Origin of the sequence: Micromonospora endolithica (genome assembly GCF_003626595.1) — a bacterium.
Lineage (GTDB): Bacteria > Actinomycetota > Actinomycetes > Mycobacteriales > Micromonosporaceae > Micromonospora > Micromonospora endolithica.
Window position 1 is genome coordinate 22980 of the sequence record NZ_RBAK01000025.1, and the last position, 14617, is coordinate 37596.

14 protein-coding genes are annotated in these 14617 nt (G+C 73.6%); 9 read left to right on the plus strand and 5 right to left on the minus strand.

Going from position 1 to position 14617, the window contains the following annotated elements; translation table 11 throughout:
* Positions 1-79 precede the first annotated feature (79 nt).
* A complete protein-coding gene (locus D7223_RS32055; RefSeq protein ID WP_120733392.1) occupies positions 80-721 on the minus strand; it encodes a TetR/AcrR family transcriptional regulator in 642 nt (213 codons plus the stop codon).
* Between the two features lie 114 nt (positions 722-835).
* Between D7223_RS32055 and D7223_RS32060 the strand changes: the two genes are divergently transcribed.
* Genes D7223_RS32060 through D7223_RS32070 form a run of 3 tightly spaced genes read left to right on the plus strand, consistent with a single transcriptional unit; the run spans position 836 to position 4108 of the window.
* Positions 836-2323, plus strand: coding sequence for a flavin-containing monooxygenase (locus D7223_RS32060; RefSeq protein ID WP_120733394.1), 1488 nt, complete (start codon positions 836-838; stop codon positions 2321-2323).
* Complete coding sequence (locus D7223_RS32065) at positions 2316-3257, plus strand: SDR family NAD(P)-dependent oxidoreductase (protein ID WP_120733395.1); 942 nt, start codon at positions 2316-2318, stop codon at positions 3255-3257. The genes D7223_RS32060 and D7223_RS32065 overlap by 8 nt, the downstream gene beginning before the upstream one ends.
* Positions 3254-4108, plus strand: coding sequence for an alpha/beta fold hydrolase (locus D7223_RS32070; RefSeq protein ID WP_120733398.1), 855 nt, complete (start codon positions 3254-3256; stop codon positions 4106-4108). The genes D7223_RS32065 and D7223_RS32070 overlap by 4 nt, the downstream gene beginning before the upstream one ends.
* Positions 4109-4112: 4 nt before the next feature.
* Here the strand turns inward: D7223_RS32070 and D7223_RS32075 are convergent, their stop codons facing one another.
* Both D7223_RS32075 and D7223_RS32080 read right to left on the minus strand, forming a co-directional pair.
* Entirely contained in the window at positions 4113-5564 is a 1452-nt protein-coding gene (locus D7223_RS32075) for a cryptochrome/photolyase family protein (protein WP_120733399.1), read from the minus strand.
* A gap of 113 nt (positions 5565-5677) precedes the next feature.
* The gene (locus D7223_RS32080) at positions 5678-6100 is read right to left on the minus strand and encodes a hypothetical protein (RefSeq protein ID WP_120733401.1); all 423 of its coding nucleotides are present in this window, start codon (positions 6098-6100) and stop codon (positions 5678-5680) included.
* Positions 6101-6287: 187 nt separating this feature from the next.
* Here D7223_RS32080 and D7223_RS32085 point away from each other — a divergent pair, with 187 nt between their 5' ends.
* The 5 genes from D7223_RS32085 (at position 6288) to D7223_RS32105 (ending at position 10629) form a co-directional block, all read left to right on the plus strand.
* The gene (locus tag D7223_RS32085) at positions 6288-7373 is read left to right on the plus strand and encodes an S-(hydroxymethyl)mycothiol dehydrogenase (RefSeq protein ID WP_120733418.1); all 1086 of its coding nucleotides are present in this window, start codon (positions 6288-6290) and stop codon (positions 7371-7373) included.
* On the plus strand, positions 7373-8002 hold the full coding sequence (locus D7223_RS32090) for an MBL fold metallo-hydrolase (protein WP_120733403.1): 630 nt from the start codon (positions 7373-7375) through the stop codon (positions 8000-8002). Before D7223_RS32085 ends, D7223_RS32090 begins: the two co-directional genes overlap by 1 nt.
* A gap of 38 nt (positions 8003-8040) precedes the next feature.
* A complete protein-coding gene (locus D7223_RS32095; protein ID WP_120733405.1) occupies positions 8041-8517 on the plus strand; it encodes a VOC family protein in 477 nt (158 codons plus the stop codon).
* Positions 8518-8525: 8 nt separating this feature from the next.
* Positions 8526-9686 carry a DUF3626 domain-containing protein gene (locus D7223_RS32100; protein WP_238162329.1) on the plus strand — a complete coding sequence of 387 codons (1161 nt, stop codon included), beginning with the start codon at positions 8526-8528 and terminating at the stop codon, positions 9684-9686.
* Positions 9687-9927: 241 nt separating this feature from the next.
* Positions 9928-10629, plus strand: coding sequence for a hypothetical protein (locus tag D7223_RS32105; RefSeq protein WP_120733407.1), 702 nt, complete (start codon positions 9928-9930; stop codon positions 10627-10629).
* Positions 10630-10695: 66 nt separating this feature from the next.
* On the opposite strand, the gene D7223_RS32110 is transcribed toward D7223_RS32105, so the two are convergent.
* Both D7223_RS32110 and D7223_RS32115 read right to left on the minus strand, forming a co-directional pair.
* Positions 10696-12318, minus strand: a complete 1623-nt coding sequence (locus D7223_RS32110; RefSeq protein WP_120733409.1) for an alkaline phosphatase D family protein — start codon at positions 12316-12318, stop codon at positions 10696-10698.
* A 159-nt stretch (positions 12319-12477) separates the two neighbouring features.
* Positions 12478-13848: an alpha/beta hydrolase family protein gene (locus D7223_RS32115; RefSeq protein WP_120733411.1), complete on the minus strand. Its 1371-nt coding sequence runs from the start codon at positions 13846-13848 to the stop codon at positions 12478-12480.
* A 194-nt stretch (positions 13849-14042) separates the two neighbouring features.
* Between D7223_RS32115 and D7223_RS32120 the strand changes: the two genes are divergently transcribed.
* Positions 14043-14363, plus strand: coding sequence for a MazG-like family protein (locus D7223_RS32120; protein WP_120733413.1), 321 nt, complete (start codon positions 14043-14045; stop codon positions 14361-14363).
* Positions 14364-14617 lie beyond the last annotated feature (254 nt).

Sequence of the window (14617 nt, forward strand, 5' to 3'; positions counted from 1 at the left end):
CGCCGCACCCGGGCGACGCGGTCGAGCCGGTTAGGAAGGGGCCCTTTTATAACGCCAGGCGTTAAGAAGGGGCCCTTCCTTACCGGTAGATGGCGGCGAGCCAGACGTCGAGCAGCACGTCGACCACGTCCCGCTCGGCCACCGACGGGCCGTCGCCGGCGAAGGTGGCGTACCAGACGCGTTCGTTCATCGAGTTCAGCGCGATCGCCAGGTCCCGGGCCGGCGGGCCGGCCGGTGCCGCGCCGCGCCGTCGTTCGGCCTCGATCGCCGCCTCGATGGCCTGCACCCAGCGTTCCATCACCGCCGCCCAGAGCCGGCGCACCTCGGCGTTGGTGCCGCGCACCTGGGCGCAGGCCGCGACGACCGCGCGGTGCCCGCCGAACGTCCGGTGGAACCGGTCGATCAGCTCCCGCCACCGGGCCCGGGGATCCTCGGCGAGCCGGTCCAGCAGGTCGCCGGCGTCCGCGTCGGCCTCCTCCACCACCCGGTCCAGCAGGGTGAGCAGCACCGCGTCCTTGGACGGGAAGTAGAAGTAGAACGTGGGCCGGGAGATGCCCGCGCCCCGGGCGAGGTCGTCGATGGAGATGTCGGTGAAGGCCCGCTGCTCCAGCAACCGCTCGGCGGTGCCGAGGATGGCCTGCTCCCGCTCGTCGCCGGAGGTCCGACCGGCGCGGCGTCCGCGCGGCGTGGCGGTGCCGGCGGCCGTACGGGAGGACGTCATGACCGCTGACGATACACCGCCTCGACACTATGTCGATTGCCGTCGACAGGGTGTTGACGCACGTCGAGAGCCGTGGATAGGGTCCGATGCCACCGCCTCGACACGGGAGACGACATGGCCACCACCGACCACGTCGACGTGCTCATCGTCGGTGCCGGCCTCTCCGGTGTCGGCGCCGCCTGCCACCTGATCCGCGACTGTCCGGAGAAGACGTACGCGGTGCTGGAGGCCCGGGGCGCGATCGGCGGCACCTGGGACCTGTTCCGCTACCCCGGCATCCGGTCCGACTCGGACATGTTCACCCTCGGCTACTCCTTCAAGCCGTGGACCGACCCGAAGGCGATCGCCGACGGTGACGCCATCCGCACCTACGTCCGGCGGACGGCCGACGAGTACGGCGTCACCGACCACGTCCGCTTCCACCACCGGGTGCGGCACGCCGAGTGGGACAGCGACACCGCCCGCTGGACGGTGACCGCGCACCGCGCCGACACCGCCGAGGACGTCACCGTCACCTGCGACTTCCTCTTCACCTGCTCCGGCTACTACCGCTACGACGAGGGCTACACGCCGCCGTTGCCCGGCGTGGAGAGCTTCGCCGGGCGGATCGTCCACCCGCAACACTGGCCGGAGGACCTGGACCACACCGGCCGGCGGGTCGTCGTGATCGGCAGCGGCGCCACCGCGGTGACCCTGGTGCCGGCGATGGCGCGGCAGGCCGCGCACGTCACGATGCTCCAGCGCTCGCCCACCTACGTGATGGCGCTGCCCTCGCGCGACGTGGTCGCCGACACGCTGCGCCGGGTGCTGCCGGAGAAGGCCGTCTACCCGGTCGTGAGGTGGAAGAACGTCCTGCTCGGCACCGTCAACTTCCAGGCCAGCCGCCGCGCCCCGGGGCTGGTCAAGAGGCTGCTGCGGCGGGCCGCGCGGGGCCGGCTGCCGGTCGGGTACGACGTGGACCGGCACTTCTCGCCCCGCTACGACCCGTGGGACCAGCGGCTCTGCGTGGTGCCCGACGGCGACCTGTTCGCCGCGATCAAGCGGGGCCGGGCGTCGATCGTCACCGACACGATCGACACGTTCACCGCCACCGGCGTCCGGCTGCGCTCCGGTGCCGAGCTGGCCGCCGACGTCGTGGTCACCGCCACCGGGCTCAACCTGCTCGCCCTGGGCGGCATGACGCTGGGCGTCGACGGCCGGCCGGTCGACCTGGCCGGCACCGTGGCCTACAAGGGCATGATGCTCTCCGGGGTGCCCAACTTCGCGATGACCATCGGCTACACCAACGCGTCCTGGACGCTGAAGGCCGACCTGGTCGCCACCTACGTGTGCCGGCTGCTGCGCCACCTGGACCGCACCGGCCAGCAGATCGTCACGCCGCTGCCGCCGCCCGACGGCGAGCTGCGCCCGATCATCGACCTGACCGCCGGGTACGTGCTGCGCAGCGTCGACGCCCTGCCCAAGCAGGGGGCCCGGGCGCCGTGGCGGCTCTACCAGAACTACCCCCGGGACGTGCTGCTGATGCGGCACGGCCGGCTGACCGACGAGGGCGTCCGGTTCTCCCGGGCCGGCGCTGGAGAGAGGAGCACCGTCCGTGCGTGACTTCGTCTTCCCCGGCGGCACCGCAGTCGTCACCGGGGCCGCCAGCGGGATCGGCGAGGCCCTCGCCCACGGCCTCGCCCGCCGCCACGCCGACCTGGTCCTGCTCGACCGCGATACGGCCCGCCTCGACACGGTGGTCGCCGCGATCCGCGCCGCGCACCCGGACCGGCAGCTCACCGCGTACGTGGTGGACCTCGCCGACGCCGACGCGACCGCCCGGGTGGCCGAGGAGATCCGGCGGCGGCACCCGCGGATCCGGCTGCTGGTCAACAACGCCGGTGTCGCGCTGGGCGGCCGGTTCGACCAGGTGACCCTGGAGGAGTTCAGCTGGGTCGTCGACATCAACTTCCGGGCCGTGGTGCAGCTGACCCACACCCTGCTGCCCGCGCTGAAGGCCGAGCCCGGCGCCCACCTGGTCAACATCTCCAGCCTCTTCGGGCTCATCGCACCACCCGGGCAGGCCGCGTACGCGGCGAGCAAGTTCGCCGTTCGCGGCTTCACCGAGGCCCTGCGTCACGAGCTGGTCGACGACGGCATCGGTGTCACCTCGGTGCACCCCGGTGGCATCAACACCCGGATCGCCCGCAACGCGCGGGTCGGCAGCGGCGTCGCCGCCGAGGAGTACGAGACCGGACTGCGCCAGTTCGAGAAACTGCTGTCCATCCCGCCGGCCACCGCGGCCGAGGTGATCCTGCGGGGCGTCCGGCGCCGGCGGGGCCGGGTGCTCATCGGCTGGTCGGCGAAACTGCCCGACCTGCTGGCCCGGCTGGCGCCCGCGTCGTACGGCAAACTGCTCGTCGCCGGGCTCAACCGGGCCGCCGGCGACCCGGCCCGCCGTGCGACGGCCGTGCCGGCGGAGGCCCCCACCGCGCCGACCGTCCCCGCGCCCCGGCGGCCGGAGGCGGCGACCGACCCGGCGGGAGGCCCGGCGTGACCGCCCCGACCGGCCGGCGTCCCCGGCACGTCACCGTGCAGGGCCGGCGGGTCTGCCACCGCGTCGACGGCGACGGCCCGCCGGTGCTGCTGCTGCACGGCATCGGCCGCTCCCTGCGCGACTTCGACGACCTGCACGAGCGGCTCGCCGACGACTTCCGGGTGCACAGCGTCGACCTGCCCGGCTACGGCGGTTCGCTGCCGATGGCCGCGCCCTACACGCTGCCGAACCTGGCCGGGTTCGTCGGGCACTACCTCGACGCGGTCGGCGTGGACCAGCCGGTACGCCTGGTCGGCAACTCCCTGGGCGGCGCGGTGGCGATGTGGTTCGCGGCGGCCGAGCCGGACCGGGTGGCCAGCCTCGCGCTGGTCAACCCCGCCGGTTTCGGCCGGGAGGTGACCATCGCGCTGCGGCTGCTCGCCCTGCGCCCGCTGGGCCGGCTGCTGCTGCGACCCACCCGGTACGCGGCCCGCCGCGCCGAGCTGTCCCTGTTCCACGATCCGGCGTTCGCCACCGCCGAGCGGATCGCGTACGCCCTGGAGGTGGCCCGGCAGCCGCACGCCGCCCGGGTGATGCTGGAGACGGCACGCCACCTCGGCTCGTTCCGGGGGGTCAGCCCGCACTGGCGGGAGGAACTGCTGGCCCGGCTGGAACGTCTCGACGTGCCCACCCTGGTGGTCTGGGGCGACCGGGACCTGATCCTGCCGGCGACCCACCTGGACGCCGCACGCGCGCGACTGCCCCGGGCCCGCACCCACCTGTTCACCGACTGCGGGCACATGCCGCAGATCGAGTGCGCCGAGGCGTTCCACCGGCTGCTGCGCGACACCTGGACCGCCGAGGCGGGCTGAGCCGTCAGGGCGCGGTGCTGCCCCGCTTCTCCTCCTGGGCCAGCACCGCCTCCCGGCGCTCCGGGTCGTCCCGGTCGGCCAGTTCGGCGGCGAGCCGGGGGTCGCCGAGCAGCCGCTCCCCGTTGCGGTGCAGGAACGCCTCGAACCCCCCGGTGTACGGGCAGGCGAGGTCGCCGAGGACCCGGGTCGGGTCGTACCGGCAGCCGGTGCAGTAGTCGCTGATCTCGTCGATGTGCCGGCCGTCCACCGCGTACGCCCGGGTGTCCACCCGGGCCAGGTCCGCGTACTGGCTCATGCCGATCACGGTCGCGTTCATCACCCAGCCGGTGCCGTCGACGAAGCAGCGCTCGAACCAGTCCACCAGCTCCGTCGGACGCCAGCCGCGCTGCAACGCGTAGTTGCCGAGCACCAGCAGTCGCTGTGCGTGGTGCGCCCAGGCCCGGTCCCGGACGCCGGTGAGCACGTCGGCGAGGCAGCGGGCCTCCACCGCGTCCGCGTCGAGCTGGTCGAACCATTCGGGCAGCGGCTCGGTGGCGGCCAGCCAGCCGACCCCCCGGAACCGGGGCTGGAAGTACCAGTAGAGCTGCCAGAGGAACTCCCGCCAGCCGAGCAGCTGCCGGATGAACGGTTCCGCCGCCGACCGGGTCACCGACCCGTCCCGCCAGGCCCGCTCGGCGGCCCGGATCGCCGGCTCCGGGTGCAGCAGCCCCAGGTTGAACGAGGACGACAGCACGCTGTGCGCCAGGGTCGGATCCTCCGCGCTCATCGCGTCGGCGTAGCGGCCGTACTCGGCGAGCCGGTGCCGGACGAAGTGCCGGAGCCGGGCGTCGGCCTCGGCGTGTGTCGCCGGGTAGCGGCGCGGCCCGTCCCGGCCGGCGAACCGGACCCCTTCCGCTGCCCAGCGGTCGAGGTCGCGGCGCACCTCGGCGTCGATGTCGTCCTCGACGATCTCCGGTGGCGCGGGAACGTCCAGCGTGTCGGCGGGGGAGCGGCGGCGGGGCGGGCCGCCGCCGGCCGGCGGATCGACCAGCACCCGGTGGTGCCGCTGCGCCCACCGGTAGAAGTCGGTCATCCGCAGCGGCCCGCGCCGCACCTGGTCGGCCCAGGCGGCGAAGTCGGCCCGGTCGGTGAGGAAGCCGCGCGGCGGGAGGATCGTGAGCCCTTCGACGGTACGCGCGAAGGCCAGCGCCGACCGGGAGTGCGGGTGGACCAGCTCGACCGGCCCGCCGACGCGGTCCAGCGCCTCGCGGAAGGTCCCGGTGCGCAGCAGCAGTGCCCGGTCGCCCAGCTCGGCGGCGCGGTGCCGCAGCGCGGACAGGATGAGATGGGCCTTCTGCCGGTGCAGTATTCGGCGCCGGAACAGCTCCCGCGCCTCCACGAGCAGCACCGGTTGATCCAGGTCGTCGAGGAAGTGCGGGCCGAGCTGGTCGGCGAGCAGCCATCGGCGGCGCGACATGTCATGATTCTGCCCACCATCGACGGGTGTCGCCCGCTGTCCGGGCGTGTCCGCGGCGATCTTCGGTGTGTCGCCGGTCACGTTCCCGCCCGGAATTGCCGACCGGCACCGGGTCAGCGCAGCCGTCGGCGGCGCAGGGTCAGGTCGTCCAGGACCAGGGTCAGGCCGGCCCCGACCAGCCAGACGTCCTTGGCCAGGCCGATGCCCTGCGGGGTGGGCCGCAGGCTGCCCGGCTCGCGCATCCCCGGCGTCCGGAGGTAGAGCTGCACCAGCCCGGCGCCGAACGCGGCCAGTCCCAGACCGGCCAGCACCGACGGTACGAACGGCGCGAGCAGCGCGGCGCCCAGGGCGATCTCGCCGCGCGACAGCAGCATGGCGAACCGCTCCGGGGGGAGCGCGCCGAGCTGCGGTATCGCCCCCACCGCCATCCCGTGCACGCCCTGCGCGGCCTCCCCCTCCAGGCTCCGCTTGCCCAGGCCGGAGTTGAGGATGAACGCGCCGACACTGACGCGCAGCGGCACATGGGCGAGCTTCATGACGTACTCCCGTCGGACGGCTGACCGTGCCGGCCGCCTACCCGGCACCGACCGGATTAAGCATTCGAGGCGTCACCGCGCCGCCCGCGCCGATCGGCGGTAGGTTCGCCCGAGGACGTGATCGGCGGTGCCGGCGGTGGCACCGGACGCACGGCGCCGCGCCGGCGGCCCGGAGCAGGAGGACGACGTGAGCCAGCAGGTCCGGGGAGTCATCTCCCGCAGCAAGGGCGCACCGGTCGAGGTCACCACGATCGTGGTCCCCGACCCCGGTCCGGGTGAGGCCGTCGTACGGGTCCAGAGCTGCGGTGTCTGCCACACCGACCTGCACTACCGCGAGGGCGGCATCAACGACGACTACCCGTTCCTGCTCGGCCACGAGGCGGCCGGGATCGTGGAGCAGGTCGGTGAGGGCGTCGACTCGGTCGCGCCCGGCGACTTCGTGGTGCTGAACTGGCGGGCCGTCTGCGGCGTGTGCCGGGCCTGCCGGCGGGGTCGACCCTGGTACTGCTTCGACACCCACAACGCGGCCCGGAAGATGACCCTCACCGACGGCACCGAGCTGAGCCCGGCCCTGGGCATCGGCGCCTTCGCGGAGAAGACCCTGGTGCACGCCGGGCAGTGCACCAAGGTCGACCCGTCCGCCCGGCCGGCGGCGGTGGGCCTGCTCGGCTGCGGCGTGATGGCCGGCCTGGGCGCGGCGATGAACACCGGCGGCGTCACCCGGGGCGACTCGGTCGCGGTCATCGGCTGCGGCGGGGTCGGGGACGCGGCGGTGGCCGGTGCGGCCCTCGCCGGGGCGACGACGATCGTCGCGGTGGACACCGACGCCCGCAAGCTCGACTTGGCGCGCAGGTTCGGGGCCACCCACACGGTGAACGCCTCCGCCGAGGATCCGGTCGAGGCGATCCGCGCGGCCACCGGCGGCTTCGGCGCCGACGTGGTCATCGACGCGGTCGGCCGCCCGGAGACCTGGAAGCAGGCCTTCTACGCCCGTGACCTGGCCGGCACCGTCGTGCTGGTGGGCGTACCCACCCCGGACATGACGGTGGACCTGCCGCTGCTGGACGTTTTCGGCCGCGGCGGCGCGCTGAAGTCCAGCTGGTACGGCGACTGCCTGCCCAGCCGGGACTTCCCGCTGCTCACCGAGCTGTACCTTCAGGGCCGGCTCGACCTGGACGCCTTCGTCACCGAGGAGATCGCGCTGGACCAGGTCGAGGAGGCGTTCGACCGGATGCACCACGGTGACGTGCTGCGCTCGGTGGTGGTCTTCTGATGGCCGCCCGGGTCGACCACGCCGTCACCTCCGGCACGTTCTCGCTGGACGGCCAGACCTTCGACGTGGACAACAACGTGTGGATCGTCGGCGACGACACCGAGTGCGTGGTGGTCGACGCCCCGCACGACGTGGACGCGATCCTCGCCGCCGTCGCCGGCCGCCGGGTCCGCGCGATCCTCGCCACCCACGCCCACGACGACCACGTACGGGTCGCGCCGGTGCTGTCCGGGGCCACCGGTGCGCCGGTGCTGCTGCACCCCGCCGACCGGGTGCTGTGGGACCTGGTGCACCCCGACCGGGAGCCGGACGGTGACCTGCGCGACGGGCAGCGGGTCGAGGTGGCCGGGACGACGCTGACCGTGCTGCACACCCCCGGGCACAGCCCCGGCGCGTGCAGCTTCCACGCGCCCGACCTCGGCGTGGTGTTCACCGGGGACACCCTGTTCGCCGGCGGCCCGGGCGCGACCGGCCGCTCCTACAGCGACTTCGGCACCATCGTCACCTCGATCCGGGAGCGCCTGCTGACGTTGCCGCCGCCGACGGTGGTGCACACCGGGCACGGCGACAGCACCACGGTCGCCGCCGAGGCACCGCACCTGCCGGAGTGGATCGCGCGCGGCCACTGACCCCACGGCGTCCCCGGCCGTTGCTAGGCTGCGTCGCCATGACCGCCGACGACGCCCCGCCCGTCCCCGTCGTACGCCAGCTCCGGCTGGTCGTGGAGGCCGCCGACTACGACGCCGCGGTGCGGTTCTTCCGCGACGCGCTCGGCCTGCCCGAGCAGGCGGCGTACGCCGGGGAGGGCGACGCCCGGGTGGTCATCCTCGACGCCGGCCGGGCCACCCTGGAGATCGCGAACCCGGCGCAGAAGGCGATGATCGACGAGGTCGAGGTGGGCCGGCAGGTGGCGCCGAGGTTGCGGCTGGCGTTCGAGGTGGACGACGGGCGGTCCGCCACCCGACGACTGGTCGACGCCGGCGCCACCGAGGTCGCGCCGCCCACGGTGACGCCGTGGCAGTCGCTGAACTCCCGACTGGACGCACCGGCCGGCCTGCACATCACCCTGTTCCAGGAACTGCGCGACCCGGACGAGCGGGCCGATCTCGACGGGTTCGGCACCGAGGGCGACCGGGCGGGCTGACCGCCGCCGTGCTGACCGCCGCCCAGCGGGCCGCCCTGGCCCACGTACGCGATCGGGCCCTGTCGCGGCGTCCGGCCGCCCTGGCCGTCATCGCCCGGGTGCTCGCCGGTTCCGGGATCGGCCACCGTCCGGAGGAGATGATCGCGGCGATCGGCCGGCACGGGCGGTTGACCGTCAACTTCCACCCGGACCGGCTGTGCGCCGACGGCCGACCGGTCGCCGAGGCGCTGCTCGACGAGGGCGTGTACCGCAGCCAGTTCGTCACCGGCATCTCCAACGGTGGGCTGACCGCGTACCCGGGCGGCGACCGGGACCGCTGGGAGGAGGCGATGTTCGGTGGCGCGTACCAGACACCGGGCGTACGCCCCGGCGACCGGCCGGTGTACGGCGGCCTGAACCTGCTCGACCACCCGGACGGCGCGTGTCCGCGGTTCGGCTCCTGCCACCTGGTGCTGCGCCCGGAGGTGTCGGCCCGCACCACGTTCACGTTCGGCGACAGCCACCTGCTGCCCCGTGACCACGGCACCGTGGACGTGTTCGAGCCGGTGCTGGCGGCGCTGCTCACCGCCGCCGCGGACACCGGCGTGGCCCTCGGCGTGCCGGCCGATCTGGTCACCCTGGTGCGGACGGTGCTGCGTCGGCGCGAGGACGCCGTCGAGACCCGGGCGCGGAGGGCGGCCGGAACGACGGCGCGGGCGGTGGCCGGCACCGGCGGGTCGACCCGCCCGGCCAGGGCCGGGCGGCCCGCCGGTCGGGCATTGGACGACTACGTCGAGGCTCAGGTCCACGGCACCGTTCACCTGGCCCGGGACGTCGAGGCCCTGGTGGTGGACCCGTCCTTCGACGGCACCGCGGTCGGCGCCACCCTGGACCGGCTGTCCCACCGACACCGCGTGCCGCTGCGCCGCCACGCCGGGTTCGTGCTGCCGGTCGACGGGATCGACCCGGACTTCCGGGGCCCGGCGATACCACCGCTGGCGGCCCGGGTGCACGCGGAGTTCGCCAATCCCGGCGATCCGGTGGACGCGGCCCTGGTCGGCCGCGCGGCCGTCTCGGTGGTCACCGAACCGGACCGGTGGGCCGACCGGGGGCCGACCGAGGTCACGCTGCAGCACCTCAAGCAGCTCTGGCACGTCCTCGTCCGGTACGGCACCCCACACGACCGCTGACCGATCCGATCCGAACGTCGGCGGCGTCCGTTTTTGATCGCTCGGGTCCGGTCGTGTCGAGGTGTCCCGACTTCCGGAGTGACCTCGATCGCAGACTCCGCACGACCCTTTGCCTCCGGAATGCCACTACCGGTAACCAGGTTGTGTCCCCCGTACCGCCGGAGAGCAAACCCCAGCCGGCGCTGCCAATCCCCCAGGAGTGCTCACCCCGGAGCGCTTCGCCTGACCGAAAGGGCACATCGTGAAGGACGACTTCACTCGATGGCTCCCGGCCATCGCGAAGGACTCGAACCGCAAGATCGCGCTCAGTGTCGTCGGTGTCGCCGCCCTCGGCGGTCTGGCCTTCGGACCGACCGCCGTCGCCGCGCCCGTGGTCGGCGGCCCCCACCAGGGCGCGGTGGCCGCGATCGAGAAGGCCACCGGCCGAGCCGGCACCGAGGGCGTGACCGTCGAGTCGGGCCTCACCACCGGCGGTGCCACCGACGAGCCGGGCGCCGGCAAGCCCACCCGGGACCAGCTGATCCCGCACGGTGTGGAGGGCGCCCAGTCCCGCATTCCGCTGGACGACGCGCAGCGCGAGAACGCCAAGGCCATCATCGAGGTGGCCAAGAAGACCGGTGTCGGCGAGCGCGGCGCGGTGATCGGCATCGCCACCTCGCTGCAGGAGTCGAAGCTCTACAACCTGGGTCACCTCGGCGCGTACAACGACCACGACTCGCAGGGCCTGTTCCAGCAGCGGCCCTCGTCGGGCTGGGGCACGGTGGAGCAGATCACCGACCCGGATTACTCGGCGACGGCGTTCTTCAACGCGCTCAAGAACATCGGCGGCTGGCAGGAGCTGCCGCTGACCACGGCCGCGCAGACGGTGCAGGTCTCGGCCTACCCCTTCGCGTACGCGCAGTGGGAGGAGCAGGCGGCGGACATCGTCTCCCAGCTCTGGTGACATCCGTACGGCCCGACCGGCCGGCCCTCTCGGGCCGGCCGGTCGGTGTCTGTCCGGGTACGCCGGTCAGGACGTCGGGGCGCTCTCCCGGCGCAGGCGCGACGAGCCGGCCCCCACCGACCAGCCGGCCACCCAGCGGCTGGCGGACGCGGCGCGGGTGCGGTCGGCCAGGTGGTACCAGTCCATCCGGCAACGATCCCGGGTCACCTCCAGCACGCCGTAGCCGTGCCCGTCCAACTCCGTCCACCGCACGTGCGGGTTGGTCGACCGGACCAGCCCGGCACCCAGCAGGCTGAGCGCGTTGCCGGCCGGCAGGTTCAGAAAGTCGTTGACGTTGTCACTGGTCACCGATGGCACCACGAACTCGGCGGCGGCCGGGTTGGTCGAACCGGTGGCCCTCGTGGTCACCTCGTTCGCCCACGAGGTGTGGATGTCGCCGGTCAGAAAGACGACGTCCCGGGTACCGGCGGCGCGCAGGTGGTCGACGAGTTCGTTCCGGTCGGCGTTGTAGCCGTCCCACTGGTCGGTGTTCAGCACGGCGCCGTTCTGCGGGACGCCCAGCAGGGCGCCGAGCGGGCCGAGCAGCCACGCCGGCAGCGCACCGACGTCCAGCCGGGACATCATCACCGGGTTGCCGACCAGCTTCCACCGGGCGTCGGAGGAGGTCAGGCCGGCCTTGAGCCAGGCCATCTGTGCGTCACCGGTGATCGTCCGCCGGGGATCGTCCACCGCGACCCCGGACGCCTGCTGCGAGCGGTAGGTTCGCAGGTCCAGCATGGACAGCTCGGCCAGCCGGCCGAACCGCAGCCGCCGGTAGATCGCGCCGTCGGCGCCGGTCCGCACCGGCATCCATTCGGCGTACGCACGCCGGGCCGCCGCCACCCGGTCGGCGAACACCCCCTCGGTGGCCGGGGTGTGGTTCTCCGCCCCGCCGGACCACTGGTCGTTGGCCACCTCGTGGTCGTCCCAGGTGATCACCCACGGCACCGCGGCGTGCAACGCCTGCAGGTCCGGGTCGGTCTTGTAGAGCGCGTGCCGGATCCGGTAGTCGGCCAGCGTCAGCGTCTCGTGCGCCGGACTGACCCGGCGCACCACCGTGCCACCCGCGTCGAACTCCCCGGTGCCGTACTCGTAGAGATAGTCGCCCAGATGCACCACCAGGTTGAGGTCGCCGCGCTCGGCCAGGTGCCGGTACGCGGCGAAGAAGCCCGCCTCCCAGTTCGAGCAGGACACCACGCCCAGCCGCAGCCGGTCGATCTCGGCGTCCACCGGCGGCGCGGTCATCGTCCGCCCGGTCGGCGACCATCCACCGCCGTGACCGAAGCGGAACCAGTAGGTGGTGGCGGGGGCCAGGCCGGTCACCGCCACCTTCACCGTGTGGTCGCGGTCCGCGCCGGTGACCAGGGCGCCCTGGGCGGCGACCGTCGAGAAGTCGGGATCGGCCGACACCTGCCAGGCCACGTCCACGTCCGGGCCGCGACCGGAACCGGGCTGAGCCTCCTCGGTCGGGGTGAGCCGGGTCCACAGCAGAACCCCGTCGGGTAGCGGATCACCGGAGGCCACGCCGTGCCGGAAGGCGCCGTCCGCAGCCCGGGCCGGCCCGGTGAGGGCCGCACCGGCGAGGACGGCCGTGCCGGCGGACACGCCGGCGACACGCAGAAGGGTACGACGGTCGAGGGTGTTCGTCATGGTCTATGTGTCTACCGGGGCGGGCGTACGTCACGCTGCACCCCGCGGTGACTGTTCGCCCAGCCTTCCGCCCCCGTTTCCGCTCGCCGGCACCGTGCCCGGCCGGTCTCGTCGTCCGGGCCGACGGCCGGGCCCGGACGACGAGATGGGGGGCGGGGCTCAGCAGGCGGGGTAGAGACGGCGGGTGCCGACGCCCGCGGCATGGGCGGCCCGGTCACTGAACCGGCAGCCGTAGTTCGGCGCCGCCACCACCGCCCGGTCGGTGACCGTGTCGCCGGCCGGGCGCTTGCCGTGGCGTACCCAGGTGACCAGGTCGTCCCAGGCGGTGCCGGCCTCGGTCGGAGTGAACTCGCAGTGCTGCGCGGCCCGGATGGCCCGCTGCACGACCAGCTTGGCGCGGCCGTTCCTCGCCACGTCCCGGGCGTACGCCTGCTCCATCGAGAAGGGCACGAACAGGTCGCCGAGGTTGTGCAGGCTGACCACCGGGGCGGTGGGGCGGCCGGCGATGCGCGGCACCTCGGTCAGGGTGGGCAGCAGTCGCTGGAGCAGGTTCTCCGGGGCGACCCGGCGCACGGTGGAGTTGACGTCGACGGGGGAGTTCGGCCGGTAGCGGGTGAGCAGGTTCGTGGCGAGCTGACCGGGACGCTGGGCGGGGGAGTCACCGCCGTCGGTGACGCTGATGCCGAACAGGAAGTCCTTCCAGATCGCGAAGGACGCGTCCGTGCCCGGGCGGGGACCGCCGGAGCGGTTGACGGTGATGTCCCGTAGTTGCCGGCCGCGCTCGTTGGTGATGCTCGGACTGGTCGGGGTGATTCCGGTGATGCCCAGCGCCACCTGGATCCGGGGCACCGCGTTGGTCAGGTAGTCCGGCGGCGTCGGATACGCGGGCACTCCCGCGATGGCCTGCGCGGCCAGGTTGTAGTCCAGGTAGAAGTCCAGCAGCTCGTGGTCACCGAGCACGCCGCACATCGGCAGGCCACCGTCGTAGTAGCCGGGGAACTGCTCCAACGAGCGGCCGATGACGTACCCGCCCATCGACACGCCGGCCAGGTAGGTCCGCTGGGGACGCTTGACCAACCGTCCGAAGTGGTCGGCCAGGTCCTTGGTGCCGAGCACGCCGGCCCGGATGTCGAAGCCGTTGCGGTAGTACGACGACGACGCCCAGGCGTACCCCTGCTCCAGCAGGCGTTGCCGCAGGCCGAAGCCGGGGGTCTCGGGTGACAGCACGGTGGTCTGGCCCCGGTAGCCGTGCGCCCACATGACCAGGTCGCCGTTCCACTTCGCCGGGACCTCGACGATGTACGCCGAGTGCCGGTGCACGCCCTGCCGCACGGTGGTCGGTGCGCCGCCCACGACGAGCGGGTCCAGCGGCGGGTTGCTGATGGTGTAGCCGGGCAGTGGCTGCGTACCGTCGGCGTGCCGGTCGCCGGCGGCGGAGGCCGGCGCGGCGCCGGCGAGGCCGACCGCGACGGCCAGTGCCACGCCGGCGCCGAGTAGGCGGCGGAGGGTACGGGTGGTGGACGACGCCATCGTCGCTCCCTGGGACGGGTGGCCGCCCGGTGGTGAGGCGGGCGGGACGGATACCTACCAGCCGGTAGGGATCTGAAACTAGGCACCCCCTTCCACCGGTGTCAATGGCCGCCTGATCGTCCGGTCAGTCAGATCCCCGGTTGCTCCGCACCGGGCCGGCGGGTGCCGGTGTCGTCGTCGGCTTTCCTGATCGCGTGAACGAGTCGATCTGGGATGCCGCCCGTGCCGCGCGGGCGTGGCTGGACGCCGCCAACGGCACCGGTCAGGCCGAGCTGACCTGCCGGATCCTCAAGCTGACCGAGGAAGCGGGCGAGGTGGCCGGCGCCTGGATCGGCCTGGTGGGACAGAACCCGCGCAAGGGGGTCACCCACACCCACGAGGACGTCGCGGCGGAACTCGCCGACGTCGCGTTCACCGCCCTGGTCGCCGTCGAGAGCCTCGGACTGGACGCCCGGACCGTCCTGGAGGCGTGCGCCGCGAAGGTACGTACCCGCCTCGACCCGCCCGCGACCTGACCGTCGGCTCGGCCGGGCCCCGACCGACCCGCCGGCGGCCGGCTCAACCGCGATCGGCTCGGGCGTCGGCTTGGGGGGCGATGCCCCGTCTCGGTGGGGTGCTGCGTGGTCGGCGCCGGATGGGGCGTTTGTCGGGTTCGGGGGTGTGGTCGGGGGCACCCCGGTGGCGGAATGCCGGCCGGGCCGGGGTCGTTACACCATGCGGACGATCGAGTAGCACCCCCGACCTGCGGTTCTCCGCAGGGTCGCAAGGG